General features: G+C 66.3%; 12 protein-coding genes and 1 tRNA gene. 11 read left to right on the top strand and 2 right to left on the bottom strand.

Annotation, left to right across the window (positions count from 1 at the left end):
- The first annotated feature begins 351 nt into the window (after positions 1 to 351).
- From GTH33_RS08480 to GTH33_RS08465, 4 genes are all read left to right on the top strand, one after another.
- Positions 352 to 906: a fasciclin domain-containing protein gene (locus GTH33_RS08480; protein WP_163958041.1), complete on the top strand. Its 555-nt coding sequence runs from the start codon at positions 352 to 354 to the stop codon at positions 904 to 906.
- Positions 907 to 1,085: 179 nt separating this feature from the next.
- A complete protein-coding gene (gene nusB, locus GTH33_RS08475; RefSeq protein WP_163958040.1) occupies positions 1,086 to 1,544 on the top strand; it encodes a transcription antitermination factor NusB in 459 nt (152 codons plus the stop codon).
- Between the two features lie 42 nt (positions 1,545 to 1,586).
- Positions 1,587 to 2,492, top strand: a complete 906-nt coding sequence (gene thiL, locus GTH33_RS08470) for a thiamine-phosphate kinase (protein WP_163958039.1) — start codon at positions 1,587 to 1,589, stop codon at positions 2,490 to 2,492.
- A 221-nt stretch (positions 2,493 to 2,713) separates the two neighbouring features.
- The gene (locus GTH33_RS08465; protein WP_163958038.1) at positions 2,714 to 4,882 is read left to right on the top strand and encodes a sodium-translocating pyrophosphatase; all 2,169 of its coding nucleotides are present in this window, start codon (positions 2,714 to 2,716) and stop codon (positions 4,880 to 4,882) included.
- 197 nt (positions 4,883 to 5,079) lie between these two features.
- Here the strand turns inward: GTH33_RS08465 and GTH33_RS08460 are convergent, their stop codons facing one another.
- A complete protein-coding gene (locus GTH33_RS08460) occupies positions 5,080 to 5,712 on the bottom strand; it encodes a hypothetical protein (protein ID WP_163958037.1) in 633 nt (210 codons plus the stop codon).
- Between the two features lie 1,041 nt (positions 5,713 to 6,753).
- Here GTH33_RS08460 and infA point away from each other — a divergent pair.
- The 6 genes from infA to GTH33_RS08430 all read left to right on the top strand — a co-directional run bounded on the left by infA (position 6,754) and on the right by GTH33_RS08430 (position 10,152).
- Entirely contained in the window at positions 6,754 to 6,999 is a 246-nt protein-coding gene (gene infA / locus GTH33_RS08455) for a translation initiation factor IF-1 (RefSeq protein WP_017977808.1), read from the top strand.
- Positions 7,000 to 7,031: 32 nt separating this feature from the next.
- A complete protein-coding gene (locus GTH33_RS08450) occupies positions 7,032 to 7,601 on the top strand; it encodes a Maf family protein (protein ID WP_163959771.1) in 570 nt (189 codons plus the stop codon).
- Positions 7,594 to 8,535, top strand: coding sequence for a ribonuclease (locus tag GTH33_RS08445; RefSeq protein ID WP_163958036.1), 942 nt, complete (start codon positions 7,594 to 7,596; stop codon positions 8,533 to 8,535). Before GTH33_RS08450 ends, GTH33_RS08445 begins: the two co-directional genes overlap by 8 nt.
- A complete protein-coding gene (locus GTH33_RS08440; RefSeq protein WP_163958035.1) occupies positions 8,532 to 8,705 on the top strand; it encodes a DNA gyrase inhibitor YacG in 174 nt (57 codons plus the stop codon). Before GTH33_RS08445 ends, GTH33_RS08440 begins: the two co-directional genes overlap by 4 nt.
- Positions 8,706 to 8,745: 40 nt before the next feature.
- Positions 8,746 to 8,821, top strand: a tRNA-Phe gene (locus GTH33_RS08435).
- A gap of 86 nt (positions 8,822 to 8,907) precedes the next feature.
- Positions 8,908 to 10,152: an NAD(P)/FAD-dependent oxidoreductase gene (locus GTH33_RS08430; RefSeq protein ID WP_163959768.1), complete on the top strand. Its 1,245-nt coding sequence runs from the start codon at positions 8,908 to 8,910 to the stop codon at positions 10,150 to 10,152.
- Here GTH33_RS08430 and GTH33_RS08425 read toward each other — a convergent pair.
- A complete protein-coding gene (locus tag GTH33_RS08425) occupies positions 10,149 to 11,987 on the bottom strand; it encodes a YhjD/YihY/BrkB family envelope integrity protein (RefSeq protein ID WP_163958034.1) in 1,839 nt (612 codons plus the stop codon). The two genes, GTH33_RS08430 and GTH33_RS08425, sit on opposite strands and share 4 nt — an antisense overlap.
- A gap of 206 nt (positions 11,988 to 12,193) precedes the next feature.
- Here GTH33_RS08425 and GTH33_RS08420 point away from each other — a divergent pair, with 206 nt between their 5' ends.
- Complete coding sequence (locus tag GTH33_RS08420) at positions 12,194 to 13,543, top strand: DUF418 domain-containing protein (protein ID WP_163958033.1); 1,350 nt, start codon at positions 12,194 to 12,196, stop codon at positions 13,541 to 13,543.
- The last annotated feature ends 4 nt before the right edge of the window (positions 13,544 to 13,547 follow it).

Raw genomic sequence — 13,547 nt, 5'->3', positions numbered from 1 at the left:
GGCGAGGCACCCAAGCCCTCTACCGATCGATGATCGTACCATCTCAACCCCTGCTGTGACCTTGTTTCAAGGTTAGCTATGGAAACGTCAGCTTCCCATTGGTTCTCTCGATCATGATGCAAAACTCACAGGTTTTGCATCACATCAGGAGCGATGGAAATCCGAGCGCTTACATGATGCGGAAATCCAATGCGTCTCATCCGTCCAACCACAGGGCCGTGCGTAAAAAGATTCCACCTCATAACAACGACCTGACCGATCGCATCGATCGCGCGTCATCCAACCGCACTCCGCCGACGTACCTTCGCCCAGCAACCCTGTCATGGGTGCGACACGAGAAGGATGCACGAGATGACCAAGCTCCAGTTCCGCGGCGCGATCGCTGCCGTCGCCCTGCTTGCCGCCGGCCCCGCGATGTCGGCCGCCAAGAACCCGATGGTCGGCGGCGCCGCCATGTACCCGACCAAGACCATCGTCGAAAATGCGGTGAATTCGAAGGATCACACCACCCTCGTCGCCGCCGTGAAGGCCGCCGGGCTGGTCGATACGCTGTCGGGTCCGGGTCCGTTCACCGTCTTTGCGCCGACCAACGCCGCCTTCGCCAAGCTGCCCGCCGGCACCGTCGACACGCTGGTCAAGCCCGAGAACAAGGCGACGCTGACCAACATCCTCACCTATCACGTCGTCGCCGGCACGATGACCTCGAAGCAGATCGCCGCGGCGATCAAGGCCGGCGGCGGCAAGGCGACGCTGACCACCGTGCAGGGCGAGCCGCTGACCGCATCGATGATGGGCAAGACGCTGATGCTGACGGACGCCAAGGGCGGCACCAGCCACGTCACCATCAAGGACGTCATGCAGTCGAACGGCGTCATCCACGTCGTCGACACCGTGCTGATGCCCTGATCCCTTGCCGGCGCCCGCCGCCGCGCGGGCGCCGGCCCTGTTCACGCGATTCCGCCCGGCGCGACTGCGGTCACGCCGGGCCTCGTCCGCCCCGCCACCGCGCGGACCGCTGTGATCCGGGCGCCCGCTCGCAGCCTTGGGGGTGACGGATCGCCCGCACGCGACTACATGCCCCGCCGATGTCCCGAACCCCGAACCGCACCCAGGCGCGCGCCGCCGCCCGCCTCGCCGCCGTCCAGGCATTGTATCAGCACGAGATGGAGGGCACTGCCGTGCCGGTCCTGCTCCACGAATTCCACAACCACCGGTTGGGCGCGACGATCGAGGACGCCGAATATGCCGAGGCCGACGTCGATTTCTTCGACGACATCGTCCGCGGCGCCACCGCCCGCGCCGGCGAGATCGATCTTGCCATCGAAAAGAAGCTCGCCACCGGCTGGACGCTCGCCCGGCTCGACAAGCCGATGAAGGCGATCCTGCGCGCGGGCACCTACGAACTGATGGCGCGCGCCGACGTGCCGGTCGGCGCGACGATCAGCGAATATGTCGACGTCGCCCACGCCTTCTACGAACGCCGCGAGACCGGCTTCGTCAACGGCCTGCTCGACGGCATCGCCAAGGACGTGCGCGCCGCCTGACGGCCTGCTCCTCCGGCGGGGGAAGAAGGAGCGGAAACGACGATGACCGAAGGCGACTTCCTCGCCGCCCTGCGCCGCCTGCCGCTGCATCCGGCCGCACGCGGCCTGCGCGACGATGCGGCGCGGCTGTTCCACGCGCCGCTGGTCGTCACCACCGACACGCTGGTCGAGGGCGTCCATTTCCTCGCCACCGATACCCCCGGCGACGTCGCGTGGAAGGTCGTCGCCACCAACCTGTCCGACATCGCGGGCAAGGGCGCAAAGCCCGACGGCATCCTGCTGAACTACCCGCTCCGCGACGACGACTGGGACCGCGCGTTCCTCGTCGGGCTGGGCGAGGTGCTGGCCGCCTGCGGCACCGCGCTGCTCGGCGGCGACACCGTCACCCTGCCCGCCGGCGCGCCGCGCATCATCACCGTCACCGCCTTCGGCTGTGACACCCCTGCCCCGCCCCGCGGCGGTGCGGGCGAGAACGACGCGCTCTGGGTCACCGGCACGATCGGCGATGCCGGTGCGGGTCTCGCCATCGCCCGCGGCGCCGATGGTCCCGCCGCGCTCGCGCAACGCTATCGCCGCCCGATTCCGCGCCTGGCGGAGGGGCGCGTGCTTTCGCGGATCGCGCATGCGATGATGGACGTCAGCGACGGCCTGCTCATCGATGCGGCGCGGATGGGCGCGGCGAGCGGCCTTGCGGTGATCGTCGATCTCGCCGCCGTGCCGCTCTCCGCAGACTATCGTGCCCACGCGGGCGACGATCGCGCCGCGCGGCTGGACGCGGCGAGCGCCGGCGACGATTACGAACTGCTGTTCGCGATGCCCGCCAACACCGTTCCCCCCGTCGCCTCCACCCACCTCGGCCGTTTCGCCCGCGGCACCGGCCTCAGGCTGTTCGACGGCGACGCATCGCTGCCGCTCCCCGAACGACTGGGATTCGAACACCTGGCCTAGGCCCGCGTCCCGCACGGCAGCCGGTATGCCCGCACAGGCGCCCGGCACGTCCCGCCGTACGCCCTCTTCCGCATGGCCCCTGCCCACCTCCCGCCGACGCCCCGCCGATCCGGCCATGTCCACAATCGCTTGCGCTCCCCGCGCGCGCGCCATAGCCTCCCCCAAGCGCGTGGCACCGGGGCACATCGGTCCGCGACGTCAACAGGAGAAGGAAGCGCTGAATGACCACGGTCACCATCGCCATCCTCTGCGGCGTCCTCGCCGTGGTCTATGGCTTCGTCACCAGCCAACAGGTGCTCCGGGCCTCGCCCGGGGACGCAAGAATGCAGGATATCGCCGCCGCCATTCAGGAAGGCGCCAAGGCCTATCTCGGCCGTCAATACACCACCATCGGAATCGTCGGCGTCATCGTCGCGGTCATCCTGTTCTTCGCGCTCGGCGCCATCTCGACGATCGGCTTCGTCATCGGCGCGGTCCTGTCGGGCGTCGCCGGCTATGTCGGGATGAACATCTCGGTACGCGCCAACGTCCGCACCGCCGAAGCCGCGCGCACCTCGTTGCAGGGCGGGCTGACGATGGCGTTCCGGTCCGGCGCGGTCACCGGCATGCTCGTCGCCGGCCTCGGCCTGCTCGCGATCAGCACCTTCTTCTGGTATCTGACCGGCCCCGCCGGCCATGCGCCGAACGACCGCATCATCGTCGAGGCGCTGACCGCGCTCGCCTTCGGCGCCTCGCTCATCTCGATCTTCGCGCGTCTCGGCGGCGGCATCTTCACCAAGGCGGCCGACGTCGGCGCCGACCTCGTCGGCAAGGTCGAGGCGGGCATTCCCGAGGACGATCCCCGCAACCCCGCGGTCATCGCCGACAACGTCGGCGACAACGTCGGCGATTGCGCCGGCATGGCCGCCGACCTGTTCGAAACCTATGTCGTGACGCTCGGCGTCACGATGATCTCGATCGCGCTGCTGATCCGCGCCGACGCCGCCGAACTGATGCGGCTGATGACGCTGCCGCTGCTCGTCGGGGGCGTGTGCATCATCACCTCGATCATCGGCACCTATATGGTCCGCCTCGGCAAGGGGACGATCATGGGCGCGCTGTACAAGGGGTTCTGGACCTCCGCCCTCCTGTCGATCCCGGCGATCTACTTCGCCACGCAATATGTGCTCGGCGACCTCCATCGCACGATCGGCAGCGCCGGCTTCCTCGATGCGGTGTCGGACGACCTGACCACCGGCTTCGATCGCCCCGCCGCCGCCGCGGGGGCGATCCCCAGCTTCACGGGGCTGGACCTGTTCTGGTGCATGGTCATCGGCCTCGCGGTCACCGGCCTGATCGTCTGGATCACCGAATATTACACCGGCACCAACTATCGCCCGGTCAAGTCGATCGCCGCCGCCAGCCAGACCGGCCACGGCACCAACGTCATCCAGGGCCTTGCGATCAGCCTCGAATCCACCGCGCTGCCGACGCTCGTCATCGTCGTCGCGGTCATCGCGACCTATCAGCTCGCCGGCATCATCGGCATCGCCTTCGCCGCCACCGCGATGCTCGCGCTCGCCGGCATGGTGGTGGCGTTGGACGCCTATGGTCCCGTCACCGACAATGCGGGCGGCATCGCCGAAATGGCCGGCCTGCCCGACGACGTGCGCCAGCGTACCGACGCGCTCGACGCGGTCGGCAATACGACGAAGGCGGTGACCAAGGGCTATGCGATCGGCTCCGCCGGCCTCGCCGCCCTCGTGCTGTTCGGCGCCTACACCACCGACCTGCAAACCTACTTCCCCGACGTCACCGTCGATTTCAGCCTCAGCAACCCGTACGTCATCGTCGGCCTCCTGCTCGGCGCGCTGCTCCCCTACCTTTTCGGTGCGTTCGGCATGACCGCGGTCGGTCGCGCGGCGGGCGCGGTGGTCGAAGAGGTGCGTGGCCAGTTCCGCGACAATCCGGGCATCATGGCAGGCACCAGCCGCCCCAATTACGGCCGCACCGTCGACCTCGTCACCCGCGCCGCGATCAAGGAGATGATCGTCCCCAGCCTCCTCCCGGTGGCGAGCCCGATCGCACTCTACTTCATCATTACCGCGGTCGCCGGCCAGGCGCAGGGCTTCGCATCGCTCGGCGCGATGCTGCTCGGCGTCATCGTCTCCGGCCTGTTCGTCGCCATCTCGATGACCAGCGGCGGCGGCGCCTGGGACAATGCCAAGAAATATATCGAGGACGGCAATTACGGCGGCAAGGGATCGGAGGCGCACAAGGCCGCGGTGACCGGCGACACCGTCGGCGATCCGTACAAGGACACCGCCGGGCCCGCGGTCAACCCGATGATCAAGATCACGAATATCGTCGCGCTGCTGCTGCTGGCGGCGCTGGCCGGCGGCGCAGGCTGAACGCCGCCCGGCCGACGCAACCGGCCGGTCAGCGCGACCGGCCGGCGGACGTCAGGTCGATCGTCTTCCCGCGCGCGGCCCGGACATACAGGGGGCCGCAGACATGATTGCTGCCAGCGGTGGAGCGTATCCTCGATCGCTACGACCGCGGCAATGTCAGACGTCCGGTGCGCCGTGCATATACCGGCGCACCGGCATCACTTCCGTGTAAAGACATCGATAAAATGATCCCCGGCAACTTCCATTGCAACTGGATCGGTCGTCCGGGATCTCAACGAAAGCGTATGAGCGATCGTCTTGCCGATCCAGATATACGTTACGTCTCGGATGCCGTCATTCGACACGCCAAATCGCTTCGTCAGCGCACCACCATTTACGATCGCCACTTTTTCCGATTCCGAAAACCCCGCCGATGTTTCGACCTTGAGCGCCCGACTGAAATCATCCGACTGAACACTCAGTACGAAACCGCGACACCTGAACGTGGTCATCAACCCGTTCAATCTTTTGTCGTTCCTCAGCTCGAACCCCATCGGATGCTGGGAATCCTTGCGGCATCCATATCCGGGATCGACCGTCACCGGTTGGACCGTCGATTGTATACCAAGCCTGAGCGTTTCCGCTTCCCCTTCCTTGTGGAGCCGCAGGATCGCCTCAGGATCGCGCATGTCTCCCGCGGCAAAGGCAACGGGAGCCTTGGCCGTCGAACGAACGGGAGAAAGTGACTTCAATACGATCCCGTCGCGCCTGGCCAAGGTATTGCTACCCTGCAATGGCGGCGAACTAATCGTCGCGGCCTGAACCAGAACGAATGCTATAAGGTTATACATGAAATATCCCCGTTCCACATGCAAGAGTTAGACACCACCTTAAAACGAGGTACACTTTCTCTGTTGAGCGGACGTAACCCCGCATGCACCAAAAGGACCGCTGCATGGCGTCATGTAACCCGCTGGAAATCCATAAGAACTTGTGGGGTTATTTAAATAATGCCGCGCAGTCGCAGCGATTGGGTAGCAAAAAGAGCAGCCAACGCCGATCGCTGAAGTCTGCTGGTGGGATGACACCGAAACCGGCGTGGCGCTGTATTGACTCGTGGATATCAGCCCTTCGATCCGCATCGTCCAGGTCCTGCCGTCACCAGCTTGGGACATGAAAGTCGCGGAAGTACAGCTAAGCGCCACCGAAAAATAGACTCCATCATGACTAGATTGGGCCACAGCGGGGGATATCCACAAAACGGCGCCGAGTGCGACTCCCAAAAATGCTCTCACCATCATGCAATCTCCGTGCCCTGCACCATAGCCACCTTCAGCGACCAATCTTACGATATCATTTTGCCGGACATTATCTAAATGGATAGTTCATCGTTGTTTCAACATCATACCACAATTCTATTATACGAATGCCTATCCCAAATTTGGTAATATCAGCTGGTTGTCCTGTAGATTCATGTCGATGGCGCTTTAGTCGATCGCCCGAATCGTCATCGCTGCTGGTAATAACTGTCGTTTTCCTATCCCCAAGTCCCGACACATAGAAGAATAGGGGATCACGAACCCCTGTCCTACACGGCGCCGATCTGCCATGCTTCCCACGCATCGCTCTTTGACACGTCCGCCTCATCGCCCCGCGCCAACGCGCCGGGCCTCCCCGCGCCGGGGTTCGGCGCTTCTGCCAAAACCGGTTCCGGGCCGCACGTAGTGTCAACTTCGGCAACTTCCGCGGGCCACCCCGCCGGATTGCGCACCCGCCACGTCGCACCCATATACGCTACGACTCGGGACGGGCCGTGCCCTGCTCCGGTTGCTTCCCTTTTTCGGGCCCTTGCGCTAAGGGCGCCACCGATACACGCGAACAGAGGTTGATTTTTGGCCAAGGAAGAACTGCTCGAGATGCGCGGCCGCGTGGTGGAATTGCTCCCCAACGCGATGTTCCGTGTACAGCTCGAAAACGATCATGAGATTTTGGGGCATACCGCCGGCAAGATGCGCAAGAACCGCATCCGCGTGCTGGTGGGTGACGAAGTGCTGGTCGAACTCACCCCGTACGATCTCACCAAGGGGCGGATCACCTACCGCTTCATGCCCGGCCGCGGCGGCCCCGGCCCGCAATAAACGGCAGGGCGGCCTTGTCGCCGCCAGCATCGTTGCAGCTCGTCCTCGCCTCTTCCTCGCCGCGCCGGCGTGATCTGCTGGCGCGCCTCGGCTGCGTGCCGGATCGGATCGCCGCGCCTGCGATCGATGAAACGCCGCTGCGCGGTGAACTGCCGCGCGTCTATGCGCTGCGTCTGGCGATCGAAAAGGCGCGCGCGGTCGACCGCGCGGCTGGCGACGTCGTCATCGCCGGCGACACCACGATCGCACTCGGCCGCGCCATCCTGCCCCCTGCCGAAACGACGGCGATCCAGCGCGACCTGCTCACCCGCCTCTCCGGTCGGCGCCATCACGCGCTGTCGGCCATCTGCGTGATCGGTGCCGATGGCGTGGAGCGCAGCCGCATCGCCGACACCATCGTCGCCTTTCGTCCGCTGTCGACCGCCGAGGTCGATGCCTATGTCGACTGTGGCGAGGGGCTGGGGAAGGCCGGCGGCTACGCCATCCAGGGCCGCGCCGAGGCGTTCGTCCGCTTCATCCACGGCAGTCATTCGGGTGTCATCGGCCTGCCGCTGATGGAAACGCGCGCGCTGCTGCGCGCCGCCGGCCTGCCGCTTGCCTGAGTGGCTTTACGAAGCGGGCATCGGTGAGGCCCGCGCCGCGCTGGTCGTCGACGACATCATCATCGAAGCCGCGATCGAACTTCCCACCCCGCTGCGACTCGGCATGGTCGCCCCCGCACGGCTGGTCGAACACACCGCAGGCGGCATGGGCCGGCTCGATATCGGCGGTGCCGAGGCGGTGATCGCCCGTATCCCGCAAGGGGTCACCAAGGGCGCGACGCTGACCGTCGAGGTGGTGCGCGAAGCGATCCCAGAGGCGGGCCGTCCCAAGCCCGCGCGCGCGGCGGCGACGGACGCCGCACCCCATGCTGGCCCGGACCTGCTCGACCGGCTGCATGCCAGCGGCCATCCGGTCCGCATCGTCCGCGCGCATGAAGGCGACGCGCTCGAAGCGGCGGGCTGGTCCGAACTGCTCGAAGAGGCGACGGGCGGCGCGATCGGTTTTCCGCTCGGCGCGTTGCGGCTCTCGCCGACACCGGCGATGACCTTGTTCGACGTCGACGGTCCGCCCCCGCTGGAACCGCTCGCCATCGCCGCCGCCCGCGCCGTCGTCGCGGCGATCCGCCGCCACGGTATCGGCGGGTCGATCGGCATCGACTTCCCGACGCTCGCCAACAAGGCCGCGCGGCAGGCGGTGGCCGATGCGCTGGACGCGGCCTTGCCGCCGCCGTTCGAACGGACCGCAGTCAACGGCTTCGGCTTCCTCCAGATCGTCCGCCCCCGGCCCCGCGCATCGCTGCCCGAACTGCTGCGCGCCGATCCTGCCGCGGCCGCCGCCCGTGCGCTGCTGCGCCGGCTGGAACGCGATCCGCCGGGCGCCCCGCTTCGCCACCGCCTGCCGCCCGCGGTGCATGCGGCGCTCGCACAGCACCCCGACTGGCTCGCCGAACTCGCCCGTCGCACCGGCGTCACCCACCAATTGGAACGCGCATGAACACCAGCAATTGCCCCGTCTGCCGCAAGCCTGCGACGCCGGACGACGCCCCGTTCTGCTCACGCGGCTGCCGCGATCGTGACCTTCTGCAATGGCTGAACGAAGGATATCGCATCCCGGTGAAAGATGATGAGCAAGTCGGGCTGGACAGCATCGATCGGGCTGATTAAAGGCGCCCTTCCGAACGCGGTTCTCTTCCGCGATCGCCCTGCCCGGGTAGCTCAGTTGGTAGAGCATGCGACTGAAAATCGCAGTGTCGGCGGTTCGAATCCGTCCCCGGGCACCACTTCCCATATCTGCCATGGATGACGGCTCTGGCGATTGCCCAGGACGCGTACCACATGGGCTCGTTCAGGCGGAGGAGGCGGGATGATGTCGCGACGTTACGATGTGCTGATCGCTGGCGGCGGCCATGCGGGGGCGCAGGCGGCGCTGCTGCTGCGGCAACGCGGCTTTGCCGGCACGATCGCGATCGTCGGCGACGAAATCGATCCCCCTTACGAACGCCCGCCGCTGAGCAAGGACTATCTTGCCGGCGACAAGTCGTTCGACCGCATCCTGATCCGCCCCGTCCCCTTCTGGTCCGATCGCGACATCGACCTGCGGCTCGGTTGCCGGATCACCGCCGTCGATGCCGACCAGCGGACGGTGACGCTGCAGGACGGTAACGTCATCGGCTATGGCACGCTCATCTGGGCCACGGGCGGCGCGGCGCGGCGATTGACCTGTGCGGGTCATGACCTCAAGGGTGTGCATGCGGTCCGCAACCGCGCCGACGTCGACCGGATGGTGGCCGAATTGCCCGGCGTCACCCGCGTTGCCGTCATCGGCGGCGGCTATATCGGGCTTGAGGCGGCTGCGGTTCTCACCAAATTCGGCAAGCAGGTCGTACTCCTCGAAACGCAGGACCGCGTGCTGGCCCGCGTCGCGGGCGAGGCATTGTCGCGTTTCTACGAGGCCGAACACCGCGCACGGGGCGTCGGCATCCGGTTGTCGACCACCGTCGCCTGCATCGACGGGCGCGATGGCGCGGCGAGCGCCGTACGACTGGCATCGGGAGAAACCCTGCCATGCGACATGGTCATCGCCGGCATCGGCATCGTTCCCGCGATCGATCCATTGGTCGCGGCCGGTGCGGCGGCGGACAATGGCGTGATCGTTGATGCCCATTGCCGCACCAGCCTGCCCGGCGTCTACGCGATCGGCGATTGCGCCGCCCATCCCAACCCCTATGCGGACGGCGCGACGATCCGGCTGGAATCGGTACAGAACGCCAACGATCAGGCGACGGTGGTCGCCAGGGATATCACCGGCGCTCCGGCCCCCTATGACGCGGTGCCGTGGTTCTGGTCGAACCAGTACGACCTGAAGTTGCAGACGGTCGGCCTGTCCGCCGGCTTCGATCGGGCCATCCTGCGCGGCGATCCCGCCACCCGCTCGTTCAGCGTCGCCTATCTGCGCGACGGCCGCATCGTGGCGTTCGATTGCGTGAACGCGGTCAAGGATTACGTTCAGGGCCGTGCGCTGGTGCAAGGCAGGGCGACGGTCGACCTCGATCGACTCGCCGATCCCGCAGTGCCGCTGAAGATGCTGGCGGCCGACCCGACCGACGGCTAGCGCGCCAGCGGCGACCGGTCGAACCCGGCCAACACTGCCTCGACATCATCGTAGAGTGCCACGGCATCCCGCAGATCGTCGTCGTCGAACCCGCCCGAACGAACCGCGACCGCAGGAAAACCGCATTTGGCCGCCGCGGCGATGTCATACGGCGTGTCTCCGATAACGACCGCATGCCGCGACGACACACCCGCCTTGGCAAGGGCGGCGGCGAAGATGTCGCCGGCGGGCTTGGTGGTCGACACGTCCTCCTTCGACGTCTTGGCCGTGACGAGGCCCTCGACGCCGAGAAGCCTGACGTAATGGTCCAGCTCCTCGCCGCTCGCCGACGAGGCGAGCACCACCTGGCGACCACTGGCGTTGACGCGGCGCAGCAGCGACGTCGCTCCGGGAAATGGCCGGACGAGGTCGAGGTAGCGTGCCTTGAACACCTCGCCATGTCGCGTCGCGAGCCGGTTCCGTTCCGCCTGCGGAACATCGGGAAGCAGCGCCGGCACGAGCAGGTCGCCACCCTTGCCGATCTGACCGGCGATCCGCTCACGCGATACGACATGGCCGCCCTCCCGGAACACCCTCTCCCAGGCGTCGATATGAAAGCCGTTGCTGTCGACGAGCGTACCGTCGAGATCGAACAGGACGGCGCGAATCTGCATCCGCTCCCGCGTCAGCCACGCCGCCAGCGCACTGGCCCCCAGCAGCGCCATGCCCACCCGTGCCTGACCCGGCTTGCGCAGCAGCCGTAGTGCGATCGTCGCGGTGGCGCTGGTCGCCAGCCCGGCCTTGCCCAGTCCGGCGACCTGCGCCGCGCGCGCCGTGACGCGGCTCACGGCGAATTCGGATACCATGCCATGCTGGCGACGGTGGCTTTCGGCCGGTGCGACGCGGTCCACCTTATCTCCTGCGACATGATCCGCGACCCACGAGCCCCGGCTGCCCAGCGGCCGCGCCATCCCCGTGGTGGTGTCGTGCGCCGTCTGATGTTCCAATTCGGCGTTGAGTTCGGCCCCGAACACCAGAATGTAGCTCGACAGGTACATCCACGTCAGCATCACGACGACCGCGCCGAGCGAACCGTAGGTCGCGTTGTAATTGCCGAAGCTGGCGACATACAGGCCGAAGCCCAGGCTGAGGATCAACCAGCCCAGCGCCGCGAACAGCGACCCCGGGGTCAGCCACATCCAGCGTGCCTGTGCCCGTGACGGTCCATACCGATACAGGGTCGCCGCCGCGCCAGCGCCCGCAACCAGCAGCAGGGCGTAAGAGCCGAGCTTGCCGGCCGCAACCACGAAGCCGGGGGCACCGGGCAGCAGGTCCTGCAACTTGCCCAGCGCCGTGATCGCGACCGCCGCGACGAGCGCGACGACCACCGCCGCTGCCGTGATGCCAAGTGCCAGGAGATTGACCTTAACGAATCCGCGCTTTTCCTCCTCTTCATAGGCGACGTTGAGCGCGGTGATGACGGCGCCCGCCGCGTTGCGCGCACCGAACAACGCCAACGCGAGGGCCAGCAACAGACCCAGCCCCTTCTTGCCGTCGGACGACTGCACGACGTTCAGCAGTTGCTCGCCGACCAGCCGTGCGGCATCCGCCGGCATGACCGATGCCAACCGGTTGACGTCGGCGATCACCGTCGCGCGATCGGCGATCAAACCATAGCTCAGCACGAATGCGCCGAGCAGCGGCACCAGCGCTAGGAAGCCGTAGAAGGCGACGCCGGCCGCGATCAGCCCGACATTGTCGCTGCTCGTCTCTGCCCAGGTGCGGGTCAGCACCGCCTTCCACCCGCCGCGGGACAACGCCCACGGGCTTGCCGCCTGATGTCCGCGATCGTCCATTTTTCCCCCATAATTTTGCGCAACGCCGTTATTCTTCAAGCGAACCGGTGTCGGCGCGGGGTGTTCCGTCGCACGATCGATTTGCCGCTTCCCGCTTTGGAACGCAGCGCTGACGTATTAACCGATGGTAAGATCGCCACGGATTGCGCATCGGGATCGACGCCGGGGGGCGTGTGTATCGATCATTCCAGTGCGGCCTACCCAACATGCTCGATTATCGCCACACTGCCGAATTCGATCGTCCGATCGGCGCCGCGACGCCCGCGGAGCGTATCCACACGCTTGACGTGCTGCGCGGGATCGCCGTCTGCGGCATCCTGCTGATGAACATCCACGCCATGGGCGATGTGGCGGATTATCCGCTCACCAAATTCCCCGCGAGGTGGAATGCGGAATGGGTGGCCTGGGGCATGCAGACCATCTTCGTTCAGGGCGCGATGCGCGGCTTGTTCACCATTCTGTTCGGGGCGAGCATGCTCATCATGTTGCGTCGCGCAGAAGGCGGAACCGATGGCACCGGCGCATCGCCCCGCCCGCTCGATATCTGGGTCCGGCGTTCGATCGCCCTGATGGGCTTTGGCGTTGCGCAATGGCTATTGTTCCTGTGGCCCGGTGAAATCCTGTGGAATTACGGGATCAGCGGACTCTTTCTGCTCGCATTCCGCACCGCCCGCCCGCGCGCTCTCCTGACCGCTGCGGCCCTGCTCACTACGGCACTGGCAGCGAATACCGCCTTCCGGACTCACCAGCAGGTCGTACAGCTGGAACAGGGTCAGGTCGCGGCCGTGCGGCTGGAGCGCGGCCTCTCGCTCACCGCGGATGATCGTACCGCGATCGACGCGGAGCGCGAACACCGCGCCAGCATCCGGCCAACGCCCCAGCAGCGTGCAGAGCGGATCGCCCAGCGCACCAATCCGATCGGGCTGCTACACTGGAGCGCAGGTTATTGGATGCGTGAAAATCTGACGATCACCGGCTGGGTCGATATCGCCGAGAGCCTCAGTTTCATGCTGATCGGCATGGCCCTGTTCCGGCTGGGCATCCTCACGGGCAGCGCGCCGATCGCCACGTATCGCCGGATGCTCGTCGGCGGCTATGCAGGTGGTCTCGTGTTGCGCAGCGCGCATGTCGCGATGATGGCGTACACCGGACTCGACATGGGGTCGCCACTCGTACCCGGCTGGAGCTGGATCATGGCAGAGGCGTCGTTCGAGCCTGCGCGGCTATTAATGACGATTGGCCATGTCGGGCTCGCCGTGATGCTGTTCCGGACCGGGCTGCTCGGACGCGCGGTGACGCTGCGCGCAATGGGTCGGATGACGCTGAGCGTCTATTGTCTGCAATCGATCCTTTGCGCATTTATCTTCTATGCGGCGGGTTACGTCGGAATGTTCTCGCTGCCGCAATTGTGGCTGATCGCAGCGGCGATCTGGGCGATATCGGCAATCCTGTGCCGGCTGTGGCTGTCGCGCTACGAAATGGGCCCGGCGGAGACGCTGCTCCGCCGGATCGCCTATGGCGCGCCCAACCTGAAAGGCCATGCCGCGCCACGGTAAGACG

It is taken from the genome of Sphingomonas insulae (genome assembly GCF_010450875.1).
Taxonomy (GTDB): Bacteria; Pseudomonadota; Alphaproteobacteria; order Sphingomonadales; family Sphingomonadaceae; genus Sphingomonas; species Sphingomonas insulae.
Note: the sequence above shows the minus strand (reverse complement) of the source record. Positions and strands in the feature narration are given on the sequence as shown.